The 13,417-nt window shown below is 70.3% G+C and carries 11 protein-coding genes and 2 pseudogenes; 5 read left to right on the top strand and 8 right to left on the bottom strand.

What is annotated here, in order from left to right:
* Positions 1 to 143: 143 nt before the first annotated feature.
* Positions 144 to 1,004: a helix-turn-helix transcriptional regulator gene (locus ACZ7LU_RS02640; RefSeq protein ID WP_468085699.1), complete on the top strand. Its 861-nt coding sequence runs from the start codon at positions 144 to 146 to the stop codon at positions 1,002 to 1,004.
* Positions 1,005 to 1,072: 68 nt separating this feature from the next.
* Here the strand turns inward: ACZ7LU_RS02640 and ACZ7LU_RS02635 are convergent, their stop codons facing one another.
* Positions 1,073 to 2,245: a winged helix DNA-binding domain-containing protein gene (locus ACZ7LU_RS02635; RefSeq protein ID WP_471915450.1), complete on the bottom strand. Its 1,173-nt coding sequence runs from the start codon at positions 2,243 to 2,245 to the stop codon at positions 1,073 to 1,075.
* A gap of 168 nt (positions 2,246 to 2,413) precedes the next feature.
* Between ACZ7LU_RS02635 and ACZ7LU_RS02630 the strand changes: the two genes are divergently transcribed.
* A complete protein-coding gene (locus ACZ7LU_RS02630; protein ID WP_471915449.1) occupies positions 2,414 to 3,583 on the top strand; it encodes a magnesium and cobalt transport protein CorA in 1,170 nt (389 codons plus the stop codon).
* Between the two features lie 66 nt (positions 3,584 to 3,649).
* Here ACZ7LU_RS02630 and ACZ7LU_RS02625 read toward each other — a convergent pair.
* The 4 genes and pseudogenes from ACZ7LU_RS02625 to ACZ7LU_RS02610 form a co-directional block, all read right to left on the bottom strand.
* Positions 3,650 to 3,820: pseudogene (locus ACZ7LU_RS02625) on the bottom strand (ISKra4 family transposase); the annotation flags it as partial.
* Positions 3,821 to 3,870: 50 nt separating this feature from the next.
* Positions 3,871 to 4,812 (bottom strand): hypothetical protein, encoded by a 942-nt coding sequence (locus ACZ7LU_RS02620; protein WP_471915448.1) that lies wholly within the window; start codon positions 4,810 to 4,812, stop codon positions 3,871 to 3,873.
* 576 nt (positions 4,813 to 5,388) lie between these two features.
* Positions 5,389 to 5,616, bottom strand: a complete 228-nt coding sequence (locus ACZ7LU_RS02615; RefSeq protein ID WP_471915447.1) for a hypothetical protein — start codon at positions 5,614 to 5,616, stop codon at positions 5,389 to 5,391.
* A 392-nt stretch (positions 5,617 to 6,008) separates the two neighbouring features.
* Positions 6,009 to 8,699: an ATP/GTP-binding protein gene (locus ACZ7LU_RS02610; protein ID WP_471915446.1), complete on the bottom strand. Its 2,691-nt coding sequence runs from the start codon at positions 8,697 to 8,699 to the stop codon at positions 6,009 to 6,011.
* 166 nt (positions 8,700 to 8,865) lie between these two features.
* On the opposite strand from ACZ7LU_RS02610, the pseudogene ACZ7LU_RS02605 reads away from it, so the two are divergent.
* Positions 8,866 to 8,946, top strand: a pseudogene (locus ACZ7LU_RS02605) (CorA family divalent cation transporter); the annotation flags it as partial.
* 45 nt (positions 8,947 to 8,991) lie between these two features.
* Here the strand turns inward: ACZ7LU_RS02605 and ACZ7LU_RS02600 are convergent.
* A complete protein-coding gene (locus ACZ7LU_RS02600) occupies positions 8,992 to 9,282 on the bottom strand; it encodes a putative quinol monooxygenase (RefSeq protein ID WP_398309424.1) in 291 nt (96 codons plus the stop codon).
* 144 nt (positions 9,283 to 9,426) lie between these two features.
* The gene (locus ACZ7LU_RS02595) at positions 9,427 to 10,209 is read right to left on the bottom strand and encodes a hypothetical protein (protein WP_471915445.1); all 783 of its coding nucleotides are present in this window, start codon (positions 10,207 to 10,209) and stop codon (positions 9,427 to 9,429) included.
* Between the two features lie 360 nt (positions 10,210 to 10,569).
* Here ACZ7LU_RS02595 and ACZ7LU_RS02590 point away from each other — a divergent pair, with 360 nt between their 5' ends.
* Positions 10,570 to 11,154 (top strand): sigma-70 family RNA polymerase sigma factor, encoded by a 585-nt coding sequence (locus ACZ7LU_RS02590; protein ID WP_471915444.1) that lies wholly within the window; start codon positions 10,570 to 10,572, stop codon positions 11,152 to 11,154.
* Positions 11,151 to 11,951, top strand: a complete 801-nt coding sequence (locus ACZ7LU_RS02585; RefSeq protein ID WP_471915443.1) for an anti-sigma factor — start codon at positions 11,151 to 11,153, stop codon at positions 11,949 to 11,951. The genes ACZ7LU_RS02590 and ACZ7LU_RS02585 overlap by 4 nt, the downstream gene beginning before the upstream one ends.
* Before the next feature lie 18 nt (positions 11,952 to 11,969).
* On the opposite strand, the gene ACZ7LU_RS02580 is transcribed toward ACZ7LU_RS02585, so the two are convergent.
* Positions 11,970 to 13,403, bottom strand: coding sequence for an NAD(P)/FAD-dependent oxidoreductase (locus ACZ7LU_RS02580; RefSeq protein WP_471915442.1), 1,434 nt, complete (start codon positions 13,401 to 13,403; stop codon positions 11,970 to 11,972).
* Positions 13,404 to 13,417 lie beyond the last annotated feature (14 nt).

The raw sequence follows: 13,417 nt of genomic DNA, 5'->3' as shown, positions 1-13,417 counted from the left end.
TCTGCTGCTCGTGCCGCCGTACTCATTGCCGGACGCTACGCGACATCGTGTAATTCGTGAGGCGGGTTGCACCACCCCCGGACGGGGGTATCGCGGGACGAGAGGGCGGATGCGTGTCGGCTGACGGCGACGAGACGGCGGAGATGCGGACCGCCCTGCTGCGGCTGCGCCGGGGCACGGGTCTCCCGGTGGCCTTCGGCGGTCTCCTCGACGGCCCTGGCCAGGTGCGGATCGGCGAACTGAGCGGCACGGGGACGCACGCCCTGCGGGGCCTCGCCATCTCCTCCGGGAACGGCCTCGGCGGCAAGGCCGTCGCGCTCTCCCGACCGTGCGCGGTCACCGACTACCACGTGTCGCGGCACATCAGCCACGAGTACGACGCCGCGGTGGCGGCGGAGGGCCTGCGGTCGGTGCTCGCGGTCCCCGTGGTGGTACGCCGCCGGGTGCGCGGAGTGCTGTACGGCGCGCTGCGCGCGGCCCAGCCGCTCGGCGATCGGACGCTGTCGGCGGCGGTGGCCGCGGCCCGCGACGTGGAGCAGGCCCTTCTCGTACGGGACGAGGTGCGGTCCCTGCTCACGGCGGCCCGGGAGCAGGTGGCGGGCCCGGGGACATCCGGGGCGGTGGCGGACCCGGGGGCGCCCGGCGCAGGGGCGGACCCGGGGGCGTGGGAGCGGGTGCGGGAGGCGCACGCGGCGCTGCGGGCCCTGGCACCGCGCATCGCGGACGGGGCGCTCCGGGCCGAAATCCTGTCGGTGTGCGGCCGGCTGGAGTCGGCGGTGACGGTACCGGACCGCACCGGAACCCGCCCCGTCACCCTCGCGCCCCGCGAGGTCGACGTCCTGTCCTGCGTGGCCGCGGGCGTGACGAACGCGGCCGCGGCCGAGCGGCTCGGACTGCGCCCGGAGACGGTGAAGGGCTACCTGCGCTCCGCGATGCGGAAGCTGGGCGCGCACACGCGCCTGGAGGCGGTGGTGGCGGCGCGGCGGGCGGGGTTGCTGCCGTAGACCCCCCCGGTTGGCACCCGGCCGGCGAAACCCGACCGCCACGCACGAGTGTGCCTGCCCCGCCCAGGTCAGGCGTCGACGACGGCCCCGAAGCGGATGTCGTACGAGGAGGACGTCTCCGCGATCCGCGTCAGCATGCGTTCCGCCTCCCGCACCAACTCGTCGCGCTGGGCGCGGCCGGGCCGCCCGAACGGCTCGATGGTGAGCACGGCGCTCCCGCTCTTTGGGTCCTCGGTCAGCCGCCACACGCCGGCGAGGAACCCGTCGAGAAGAAAGACGGAGTAGGAGTAATTCCCCTTCCACGTACGGCCCTTGTGCTCGGCGGGGACGACGCGGGACCGGTCGGCGTGCGAGAGGAGGAGGTTGTCGTACTCGGGCAGGAAGCGGGCCGGGGCCGGGGTGTCGGCGTCGGGACGTGGCGCGTCGGGCAGGTCGAAGAGTTCGACGCCGTTCTCGTCGCGGAAGGTGCACAGCCGGGGCCGGAGCCGCTCGAAGACCTCCCGGAGCCGGGTGAGCCGGGCCCAGGTCTGCATGTCCTGGACGGAGGCGGGCCCGAGGGCGGCGAGGTACCGCAGGACGGCGGTGTCGAGGGAGCCGGCACCGGCATCACCAGCGCTACCGTTACCGCCATCGCCATCGCCATCGCCGAGCCACGTATCCAGGGTGGTGAGCGCCACCTGCCCGCTGCGCCGCCACAGCCCGCGCGGGGTGACCTGGACGAGCGGCAATGTACAGCGGGCGGCGACGGCGAGGGACTGCGGATCGGCGTCGGGCCACCGGACGAGCAGCAGCTCACGGAGCTGCTTCATCGTGCGGGGCTCCGTCTCGACGGCCGCGCGGGCGAGCGCGGCGAGTTCGGCGAGGTCGACGCCGGCCAGCCCCGCGCGGAAGCCCGACAGCTCGCGGGTGCGCGCGTCCTGCACGAGCGGGCGCAGGGTGCGGGCGTCGTCGGCGGTGTGCAGGTGGATGGTGGAGCGCAGAGTGACGATGCGGACCAGCTCGCGCGCTTCGAGGAGGGCGGAGAGTTCGGCGGGATCGAAGTGTTCGAGGCGGGCGGCGAGAGCGTAGTAGGGCGGTTTGACGTTCTGCGCCTGGAGTCCGACGAGGTGGGCCACCGCGTCCTTGACGGACAGGTCGTCCGCCCGGCGCAGCAGGAGCTGCCGCTCAAGAGTGGCCCGATTGAGATCACGCGCCCCCAGGACGGGTACGGAACCTGCGGGGACCGTTTTCGTCGTCTTCATGGCGGCACGCTAACGCGCACCGAGGACAGATACGGTCCGCATCCACCCGAGGCTCTGCGGCCCCCGAACATCGGAAGCCCCGGCCCGCCACACCCGTCCGCACCTTTTGGCCCGCATATCCTGCTCCGTGACCATATAGGCGAGCGATCGACGAAGGAGGCGGCCAGCATGGCGGAGCGCCGCACCCGTCCCACACCGACCGCGAACACCAAGAAGCACACATGGCGGCGTGCGACGCGGCCACCGGCGGCCCCACCTCCCCAGAGCACCCAGCCGCACCCGGAACCTGCGGAGCGCACCCCCCGGCCGGCCGCGGACAGCAGCGTCATCGAGGCGGCGCTGTACCGCGACGGCGTCCGCGTGGCGACGCCCGGCTCCCTGGCGGACACCTTCCGCGAGCTGCGCGACGCGCCGGACGGCATGGCGTGGATCGGCCTGGCGCGCCCAACGGAGGCCGAACTCCAGTCTCTCGCGGAGGAGTTCGACCTCCACGAGCTGGCCCTGGAAGACGCGATGGAGGCCCACCAGCGCCCGAAGCTGGAACGCTACGGAGAGACACTCTTCGTCGTCCTGCGCGCGGCCCGCTATCTCGACGCGCCCGAGGAGGTCGAGTTCGGCGAACTCCACGTCTTCGTGGGCCCCGACTTCGTCATCACGGTCCGGCACGGCGCGGCCCCCGACCTCTCGGCGGTCCGCCGCCGCATGGAGGACTCCCCCGACCTCCTCAGGCTCGGCCCCGAGGCGGTGCTGTACGCGATCCTCGACGCGGTGGTCGACGGCTACGCCCCGGTCGTCGCGGGCGTCCAGAACGACATCGACGAGATCGAGACGGAGGTCTTCCGCGGCGACCCGGAGGTCTCCCGCCGCATCTACGAACTCTCCCGCGAAATGGTCGAGTTCCAACGGGCCACCCGCCCCCTGGTCAGCATGCTGCACGCCCTGATGGCAGGCTTCGCGAAGTACGGCACGGACGAGGAACTCCAGCGCTACCTCCGCGACGTCGCCGACCACGTCACCCACACCAGCGAACGAGTCGACGGCTTCCGCCAGGCCCTGACCGACATCCTCACGGTCAACGCGACCCTGGTCACGCAACAGCAGAACGCGGAGATGCGGGCTCTGGCCGAAGCAGGCTTCGAACAGAACGAGGAAATCAAGAAGATCTCATCCTGGGCGGCGATCCTCTTCGCCCCCACCCTGGTCGGCACGATCTACGGCATGAACTTCGACACGATGCCCGAGCTGAACTGGGCCTTCGGCTATCCCTTCGCGATCCTGCTGATGGCGGTGGTCTGCGTGAGCCTGTACTTCATCTTCAAGCGGCGGGATTGGCTGTAGCGGGGAGCCAGTAGGCCTGATCGACTTCGCGTACGCGAAGGGTCCAGAGGGGCTCTCCGGCCCCCCGTAGGCGTCGAGGTCACCGTTGTCTCTCACCGCCCGGAGTCTGAGGACGGCCTCGGCCCCGCTCAGCCCCCGCCTTGCCCCGGTGATCTCCAGACGGTCGCCGATGAGATGCCTGCATGCGCCCTCGATCGGGCCGGTGGCGATCGGCCGGCCCTCGGCCAAGGCGGTGTCAGACACGGAGAGACCCGACCACGCCGCCGCCCCTCATGCGCAGTCGTACGTCAGCCCGCCCGCTTATAGGTAAGGACGGTCTTCGGGTGGTTGCCGATCTTGCGTAGGCGCAGCGGGCCGTCCGAGGACTTCACGTCGAAGTCGTACTTGAGCTCGTCCGGCGGGCAGTTGACGGTCCTGGTGCCCTGTTCGAGCTTGAAGTTGCTCATGGACAGGTCGTGCTGGTCGGTGCCGGTGACAGTGGCGCTGCCCTTGCATCGCGGGCCGGTGCGGGTCTCGATGACCACGCGTGCGGGTCTGCCCGACTTGACCTGGTGGACGGTCAGCTGCTGGCTGCCGTCCGTGGCTCGCCACCGGCCCACGAACCAGGGGTGGACGGGCTTCCACTTAGTGGCCACCTTGGCGAATCCGGAGCCTTTGCGCCAGGTCAGCGTGGTGGTTTCCAGCATGCTGGGATCGACGAAGTCCACTCGGGCGCCACCGTCGCGGATGCGGACCTTCGGCCAGACGAGGTTGTTTTTGGTCGGGTCGGTGGTCCAGGAGGAGAGGTCCCCGGTGGCGACGGCCGCGATCACCTCTTGTGGTTCTTCGCCGTCGCTGCAGTACTTGCCGAAGCCGGCCGCGAGCCACACGGTGTCCCGGTACGCCTTCGCCCTGATGCCCTCGCACGGTTTGGTGCCGGTCTCATAGAGCGTCTTCCGGGCGGACCAGGCGTCGTCAGAGGCGCGGCGATGCTGTGCCTCCAGGCCGCGGCGAGTGAAGCGGAGGGACACCTGCCGGCCGTCGGACAGTTCGAGGACGGTGTGGTTCTCGTCGTTCTCGACGACCCGTGAATCAGGCTTGTTCTCGGATTCGCGGTGGGACGTCGTGTGCGCCGCGCTGCTGACGGACGGCCCCCTGTCCGATTGCTCGGCTTGCTCGGCGCAACCGCCGACGGCTGCGCCGAGCATCACCACCGCTACCGCCCACGCCGCTGTGCTCTTCGTTCTCATGCCGTGTCAGCTCCCCTGTACGCCGTGCCGCGATGCCCGGGCCGGTGGGTGGCACGAACTCGGCGATGCTAGCCGGTGGGCGGCCCGCCCCGCTCGGCCCCCCGGCACGGTGCGGCCCCGGCGGTTCCGTCACTCCTCAAGGACGGCGGCGACCGCACCCGGGCCCGGGCCGCCGCCTCCCGCGCCTCCAACTCCCCGAACAACGACCCCATCAGCGTCGCCTCCTCCACCCACACGGCAGAGACCCGACCACGCCGCCATCATCCACAACCACGATCTCCCAGCTGAAACCATCGGGGCCGTCCCCGGAAAAGAGCTACACCCTTCGCCGTTTCCTGCGTGGCTCACCCCGGCCCTCCCCGGCTGTGCCGAACCGTCACCGACGGTATTGACCGACCAGGATGTGGACAGGAAGGGCCGCGCCACTGTGCGCAAGATCATGCACCACGTGTTGCAGCAGCCCAGATCAAGGACCTGGTCCGCTCAGCGGATCGGCTTCCTGGCTCATCCCCGATGCTCGCTCGCGCAGCACCGCCCGCAACTCGTGCCATGCGCGCCCGACAGCGATCAGGTTCGTCAACACGACACGGGCTTGGGACGGTACGGAAGGATGTGGAGGCGTACGCGCTCGTCGACGCGCTTGATCGTGCCGGGCGCGCCCCGTACGCCCTCCTTCCAAAAGCGGGTGACGTAGTCCGCCAGCGCGTTGGAACCGTCACGCGGGTCGACGAACTCGCCGCGCTCGCTGTCGGTTCCGGCCCTGCGCAGCCACGCCTTGGCGTCCTCCCGCGTGCCGAACGACATGTTCCGGACGCCGGGGATGCCGGCGACGCGGTACCGCGAGCCCTTCCATACCGAGCGGTGCGCTCCCGCTTGCCGCTGGTGGGGTTCTTCTTCTTGTTGATCCAGCGGTCTTCGATGTAGCCGGCCAAGTATTTCCTCAGGATCGGGGGTGAGAGCGCCGTTGACGCTGAAGCGTCAGGCTGTGGCCGAGTAGCCGGCGCGGCGCTGCGGGGCCGCGCTCACGGGATCCAGGGCCGGGTTCGAGCGCGAGTCGGCCTGCTCCTGCTCGCGTATCCAGGCATCGAGCGCGAGTCGGCCTGCTCCTGCTCGCGTATCCAGGCATCGAGCGCATCGAGCCGGTACGTCACACGCCCACGGGCGCCCATCCGGAAGCTCGTCGGCCCCTGCCGAGGCTACGGCGTTCCGGAGGCTGGCCCTGAAATGAGCAGAGCGCGTCGGTCGATGACCATGCTGCGCCACCGTCGGCGCACCGTCTGCTGCCCGTCGAGCCACTGCGCACGGGAGGGGGTGTCGAGCGCGAGGTCGGCCATGAAGTGGGCGATGTCGACGTAGTAGGCGTAATAGCCCTCACGGGTCAGCTCGCGGAGTCGACTGATTCTGGAGGCGACGCCCGTCCGGTCGTCGCGGATGGCGTGGTGGAAGGCGCGTGCCAACTCAAGCTTGGCCTGGACGAAGAGCAGTCCCGACGTGCTGATCTCCGCCGCCAGTACCTGTGCCCGGTCTTCGACTCCCGCGTCGGTGCCGGCGTCGCGCAGGAGCGCTGCGATCCGTACGTCCAGGGTCGCGGCACGCAGATCGACCTGGGCCAGGAGGTGTTCACCGAGGTCGATCTCGTCATCGGTGGTGGGGTCGGCCGTGAAAGCGAGAGTGAAGGCACGCATGGCCTGTGACATCGCCGCCTCCCCGCTCTTGCCGTGCTCTTCGGCCTCCGCGCGCGCCGCTCCGAATGCCTGCGCGGCCAGGCGCATGTCGCCCTGGACCCAGCGCACGTCGCCGACGACGCGATGATGCCGCCCCTCCCAGCCCAGGCGTTCGGCGGCCTCGAGAGCGGTCGGGAAGTCACCGGCGAGCCGGGAGAGTTGAGCGAGCCCGCGACGGGCGTTCGGTGCAAGACGTCCCCCACCGGCGGCGACCAGCTGCATTCCCTGCCGGGACCCGTCTGTGTGCCCGAGGTCGCGCTGCGTCTTGGCCCGGTAGTAGACGGCCATCTCGGACAGCTCCGCGGGCAGCAACCCGGTATCGGCGACCGCCGCCAGGCGCTCCCCGGTGCGGGCCCGGTTCTCGTGCTGCCGGCGGGCGAGCGCGCTGAGCAGTTCCACCAGTGCGTCGGCGGCCGTGGCCGCAGTGCCTTCCGCCTCAGGGCCAGCGGCCAGGTCGAGCGGCTCCCACACGGAGTCGCCGACGTAAGTCCAGGCGGCTTCGGTGAGCCAGCCGAGGTCAAGACGGTAGTCGCGGGCGATGGCCAGTCCCTGACGCAGGCAGCCCACGAGAAGCAGCCGGTCACGGTCGGAGCCACCCCTCCACTGCTCTTCGAGGGCGGCGAAGGCCCGGATGGCAGCCTGCTGCCAGTCGGCGGGAGACCACCGGTCGTCGGTCTGGTCGTCGGCGCCCCGGATCGTCGCCCGGATGAGGGCATGGAGGTGGAAGGGCCACAGCCCGAACGGAGTCTCCCGTACGAAGGGACGCTCGAGGAGCCTCAGTGCCGGCGCTTGCTGGGGCAGACCCGCGGCCCGGGTCGCCAGGTCGACGTCAAAGGAGGAGAAGAAGGTGACGGAGCGCAACACGTGACGCTCCGGAGCGGTGAGGTCGGAAAGGGTGCGGGCGATCAGCGCGGGAAAGTCGTGATCGAAGTCGGTCGGCTGTGGGGCGCGCCCGCTGCGGCGGAGCTCCAGGAACCTCATCACGGAGAGGTCCAGGTACAGCGGCAGGCCGTGCGAGCGCTGCCCGATCACCGTACGGATGGAGCTGTTGATGAGGGGGCGGCCGTCGGCCGAGAGGCGGCGGGCGAGGTAGTCGTCGCAGTCCTCGAACGAGAAGTCGCCGACCAGCATCTGCCGTTCGCGACCTGGCGCGGAAAACTCCGTACGGGCCTGGGGGATGTCGTGGGCGGCCAGGCCGGGCCAGGCGGTGGGACCGGTGAAGTCGAGCTGCCCCTGGAGAGCTTCGTCGGCCCACTGCAGGCGGGAGCGGCCGGTGATGACGAAGAAGGCGTTCGGCATCAACCACACCAGGCGCTGCAGAAGCCGCTCGAAGTCCCGGTGGGTACGGTCCCCGATCTCCTCGAAGGCGTCCAGCAAAATCACCGGCGTGACCCTCTTCACGGCGGGTAACCGGGCAAGCTCCCAGGCAAGCAGGTGCGGGTAGTAGGAGAGGGAATCCAGATCCGGTTCGCTCTCCAGAAGGTCGGCAAGGCGTGCGCAGCCGGCGAGCGCGCGTACGGTCTGCCGGCGCTCGCGCAGTGCCCCTACGAGCGCCCCGGTGACCTGCCCGATGGCGGAGCCCACCGTGCCAGGCAGCAGCAAGCTCTGGGCGACGTCGGCGAGCGCGGACTGCATCTGCTGCGGCAGCGCCTTCCCGAACCGGGCGGCCAAGCCGCCGCGGTTGAGGAACTCCTCCAGCGGATCACCCGGGTGCTGATGCTCCCAGTAGCGGCGCAACGCCAGGTCGAAGGCAGGCAGGGGCCGGCCGACAGCGGCCAGCGCAAGGCGGACGGAGAGCACGACCTTCTCGAAATCGGGACTCGCGGAGCGCGCGAGATCGATACGTACGGGCAGGATCCGCGCTCCACCCCATACGGGGGCACCCCACTGGGCAGGGCGCTGATCCGGGTCGGCGAGGGCTGCCTCGAACTTGCGCGACAGCGTGGACTTCCCGATGCCACCAATCCCGTGGAAGACCACCACGTTGTCCCGGGCCGCCTCCAGGTCTTCAGGATCAAAGGCAGGGTCGTTGACATTCCGCAGGTGCTCGGTGAGCGCGGCCACCGCGAACTCCCACTGCGCCTGGCGATTCGTGAACGCCTCCGCAGCCCTGAGCGTGCGGTCGTTCGTACTGAACAGCGCCCGTAGATCCCGACCTGCCACACCAACCCCCGCCAAAGATCACCTGGCCACCAACTTATGTCAGCCGCCGGCCCTGTTGGGGAGTCATCCCCGAAAACGCCCACGCCCGCACCCGTGCACACCGCCACCAGACGAGAACAGGCAGCGCCGTACTGCCTACCCCGGCGTCAGGCCAGCCCGACACCCGATCCTGTTCGCCCCCACCCTGGTCGGCACGATCTACGGCATGAACTTCGACACGATGCCCGAGCTGAACTGGGCCTTCGGCTAGGATCGGCCAACATCTGCATCGCGGCGCAAGGAGAACCTGGCTTCAGAGCCGTACCGGAGCGCTCGGGTGCACCTCGCGCTCGATGCGCGGCATGATCTCGGGCAGATAGATTTTCTGGATGGCTTCGCCGGCATCGTGGGTCTCCCAGTGGCCCCGAGTCGCCCAGCGCTCGACCAGGACGAACCGGGCCGGATCCTCGTGCGAGTGGTACGCCTCCCAACTGACACAGCCGTCCTCGGCAAGGCACAGCGGGCGCATGCGGGCCAGGGCGTCAGCAACCGGAGTGATGTCTTCGGCCTTGGGAACGTGCGCGATGACGATGAGGTCGAACATCACTACTCCTTAATGCATACATGTGTGCCAGCTAGCGGCAGCCAGGCTACAGCCGAGGTCCGCCACGCCGCGTGAGCCTTTCCGCAGGCGGGCGGCCTGACTGTCGGGCTTCTCGCCGGGCCTGCCCGGCCCTTGGGTGGTACATCAGCCGCGTTGGTACCGGGCTGCCATCGTGTGGAACACCTTCTTCGGTTCCCAGCGCATCTCGTCGAGCATCCTGACGACGCCGTAGGAGCCGAGGTCTTTCTCCCCGGGCCTGCTGTAACCGGCGAAGGTGAACCAGAGCGCGGTGTCCACGCCCACCTCCTCGAAGATGTCCAGCAATTCCGTGAGGTGGCGCGCCTGCTCGTCCTCATCCGGGACCGCGCCTTCGGGCACCTGCCAGGCCATGCCGCCGCGTTCTCCCGCGCCCTGGTAGGCACAGGTTCCGTACTCGGTCACCGCGACGGGCTTGGCGTGGGAGAGGTGTCCACGCAGTTCTTCATGGAAGCTGTCGGCGTTGTAGGCGCCCCGGTATGCGTCGATGCCGACGAGGTCGAACGCACCCCAGTCGACGGATTCCCAGGGGGCCGAGGCGTAGGTGACCTGCCCGCCGAAGTGCGTACGGACGGTCGCGGCGACCTGGGAGAGGAAGGCGTTGAGGCGTTCTTGCACCGGTCCGAGGGAGGACCACCACTCCATGTCCGCGGCTGCCATGGCCCGCATACGGTCGCCGTAGGTGTCGCCCGGGAGGAAACCACCGCAGAACGCGCTGATCTCGCAGCCCGCGACGAACACCACATCGGCGCCGGTCTCCCGTACGGCTTCGGCCCGGGCTGCGCAGTCGGCGAAGAACGGCAGTAACTGGTCGCGGGGCAGGTCCACGGGGAAGGGGGCGAACCAGACCTCAAGGCCGGCGGCCGCAGCGTGTCTTGCAGCGATGCTCAACCGTTCAGGCTCTCGTCCCGAGATGCGAACGGCGTCACAGTGGAGATCTCCGGAGATCACCGCCATGTCGTGCCGGACCGTCTCCGGGGTGAAGCTCGTGCGGGAGAGCTCTTCCCCCGGGAGAAACCCAGTGTCGTAGTTGATGCCTCGTGCGCGCATGCCCGTGTCCCTTCACTTGGTCGTTGCCGTGTTCTGTGTGCGGATGAGGGTGTCGGCGGTCAGGACCATCTCATCTTTGGGCAGCGGGACTGGCCCGGGTCGACGGGACGGTTTCTTCTTTCGAGTTTTCCGGACCAATCCGCGGCGCTGTCGGCCACGAATCATCGGGGACAGGCGACTTGTGTGCTGGAGGCTCACCGCGTGAAAGAAGTTGTGCACATCGGGGCTCGGGCGGCGCCAGGGCCCGACTTGCAGGAGTTGCTCGGGCGAGTGGCCCGGGGTGAGCAGGAGGCGTTCGGCGGTGTCTATGACGCCGTGGCCGGTCCTGTTCTGGGCGTGGTGCGCGGTGTGCTGCGCGACCACGCCCAGTCCGAGGAGGTCGCCCAGGACGTCCTGGTGGAGGTCTGGCGCACCGCGCCCCGCTACCGCCCCGACCGGGGCACGGCGATGAACTGGATCCTCACCCTCGCGCACCGCCGCGCGGTGGACCGCGTGCGTTCCGTCGTGGCCTCCGCGGCACGGGAGGAGAAGGCCGCCCTGCTGGCGCGGACCCCGGAGTTCGACGAGGTCAGCGAGCAGGTCGAGACCCGTCTGGAACGCGAGCAGGTGCGCCGGTGTCTGCGTACGCTGACCGCGTTGCAGCGCCAGTCCGTCACCCTGGCGTACTACCGCGGTCTGACCTATCGGCAGGTGGCCGAACTCCTCGCCGTCCCTCTGGGCACCGTCAAGACCCGGCTGCGGGACGGCCTCATCCGGTTGCGCGACTGCCTGGGGGTGAACGCATGAGCATCGCCGACGATCCGCACACGCTGACCGGCGCCTACGCCGTCCACGCGCTGGACGACGACGAACGCGCGGCGGTCGAGGGGCACTTGGACCACTGCGACACTTGCGCACAGGAGGTGCGGGAGCTGACCGAGACCGCGTCCCGCCTGGGGCTGGCGGTTGCCGTCTCGCCCCGCGGAGGCATGCGGGATGACGTCCTGCGCCGTATCGCCACGGTCCGTCAGGACGTTCCGCGCGTCGAGCCGGGCCGCCCCGCCGCCGACGAGGGGCGGGTCCCGGATTCCGCGGTGCGGCGGAACCGTCGGGTTCCCCAATGGGCGCTCGCCGCCTGCGTCGCCGCGGTCGCGGTCCTCGGCGGGACCGCCCTCTGGCAGTACCAGCAGGCCCGGGACGCCCGCGAGGAAGCCCGGCAGACCCAGGAGCAGGCCCGGGAGCAGGTCCAGCAGCAGTCGCAGGAGCTCGCGGCGGTGCTGGCCGCCCCCGATGTCAAGTCCCGCACCGGTCGGCTCGGCGACGGCGCCAGCGGCACCGTCGTGGTGTCGGACAGCCGCAACAAGGCCGTGTTCATCGCCGCCGGGTTGCCCGAACCCCCGCGAGGGAAGGTCTACCAGCTGTGGTTCGACGACGGCGGTGCGATGCGCCCGGCCGGACTCATGGACTCCGGCCGGGGCACCGAGGCGATGCTGATGGACGGTCCGGTCGACCGGGCCACCGGCATGGGCATCACCCTGGAGCCGGCCGGCGGGTCGGCCCGCCCGACCACCGCGCCGGTGGCCCTCATGGACTTTCCCTCCTGACCTGGCCCCGCTGCTTCGTCACTCTGCCGGGTCCCGGTGCGGGTGGCGGGTCCGGGCGGGACGCAGTCGCGGGTACGGGTCGAGCGTGAGCAGCAGGCCCGCGGCGGCGTGCTCCTCGGTCGTCGGCAGCGGCACCAGCTGACTCGTCCCGTGACCGCCAAGGCCGGGCCGTCGTGGGGCGTCGCCGTCGGCGGGGCGGAGCTTGCTCAGGAACACCTCGACCGGGTCGCGCCGGGCGTCGTGGAGGTCTTCCGCGCCGGTGACGATGTTCAGGAAGGATTCGTGCAGGCGCAGCCCGCTCTGGTCGCGGCTGCTGAGGGTCTGGGCCTGTCGGAAGTAGGCGTCGCGGCCGTCGTGGATGCGGTAGAAGGCGCTGACGAGGACGAGGAGCCGTTCGTAGGCGTTGCGGTAGGCGATCTGGTAGTAGCGACGGGCCTGCGCCTCGTCGATCTCCGCGCGCAGCACGCTGCCGATGGCGGCGGCAGCGAGGAGGCCGCTGTACATCGCCAGGTGTACGCCCGTGGACAGCAGCGGATCGAGGAAGCAGGCGGCGTCTCCGGCGAGGAACCAGCCCGGGCCGCAGAACTCGTCGCTGACGTAGGAGTAGTCGCTCTCGACCTTGAGCGGGGACACCTGGCGCCCGCCGGAAAGCATGCCCGCGAGCAGGGGGCACCGGGTGAGTGCCTGGTGGTAGACGGCGTCGAGCGAGCCGCCGTGCTCGTTCCTGGCGTCGTTGAACGACCGCTTGTCGGTGACCAGACCGACGCTGAGGGTACCGTCGTGGAGCGGGATGGCCCAGAACCAGCCGTGCTCGGGGAGCGAGAAGACTCCGATGGCCCCGCTGGGCGCCGCCGCGAGGGGGCGCGCTCCGCGCCAGTACGCCCAGGTGGCGACGTTGCGGAACGCCTCGTGGAAGCGTCGTGTGCGCAGCTGCCTGGCCGACAGGAGCCCGGCACGCCCGGAGGCGTCGACGAGGAATCCGAAGCCGGTCCTGCCGCTGCCGCCACCGCGCGTCGACCAGTGGACCTCCCCGGCCCGGCCGTCGGATCCGCCCTCAAGGGCGACCCGGCTCACCGGGGTCTCCTCCCGTATCTCCGCCCCTGACCGTCGGGCGTGGTCGAGCAGGAGCTGGTCGAATTCCGCACGGACGACCTGGAAGCTGTACGCGGCCGGTCTGCCGGGCTCGTCGAAGCCCAACGGCCACTCCTGGCCGCCCCAGCCGTAGAAGGCCCCCGTCTTGCGGACGAACCCGTGGTTCTCGACCGCGTCCCGCGCGCCCAGCACGTCGAGCACGGGCAGCAGGGAAGGCAACAGCGATTCCCCGATGTGGTAGCGGGGGAAACGCGTCCGCTCCAGCAGTTGTACGTCGAAGCCCTGCCTGGCGAGCAGTGCCGCCGCGGTGGAGCCGGCGGGCCCGCCACCGACGACCACGACCTGCCGTTCCTGGTTCATCGGACCCCCACTCG

This window comes from Streptomyces sp. NPDC039462 (assembly GCF_055639375.1).
Note: the sequence above shows the minus strand (reverse complement) of the source record. Positions and strands in the feature narration are given on the sequence as shown.

Excerpts from the sequence above, each read along its gene's own strand:
- ACZ7LU_RS02630 (WP_471915449.1), top strand. The coding sequence starts at position 2,414 with ATGGCGGAGCGCCGCACCCGTCCCACACCGACCGCGAACACCAAGAAG.
- ACZ7LU_RS02635 (WP_471915450.1), bottom strand. The coding sequence starts at position 2,245 with ATGAAGACGACGAAAACGGTCCCCGCAGGTTCCGTACCCGTCCTGGGG.
- ACZ7LU_RS02580 (WP_471915442.1), bottom strand. The coding sequence starts at position 13,403 with ATGAACCAGGAACGGCAGGTCGTGGTCGTCGGTGGCGGGCCCGCCGGC.
- ACZ7LU_RS02640 (WP_468085699.1), top strand. The coding sequence starts at position 144 with ATGCGGACCGCCCTGCTGCGGCTGCGCCGGGGCACGGGTCTCCCGGTG.
- ACZ7LU_RS02585 (WP_471915443.1), top strand. The coding sequence starts at position 11,151 with ATGAGCATCGCCGACGATCCGCACACGCTGACCGGCGCCTACGCCGTC.
- ACZ7LU_RS02620 (WP_471915448.1), bottom strand. The coding sequence starts at position 4,812 with ATGAGAACGAAGAGCACAGCGGCGTGGGCGGTAGCGGTGGTGATGCTC.
- ACZ7LU_RS02615 (WP_471915447.1), bottom strand. The coding sequence starts at position 5,616 with ATGTCGTTCGGCACGCGGGAGGACGCCAAGGCGTGGCTGCGCAGGGCC.
- ACZ7LU_RS02600 (WP_398309424.1), bottom strand. The coding sequence starts at position 9,282 with ATGTTCGACCTCATCGTCATCGCGCACGTTCCCAAGGCCGAAGACATC.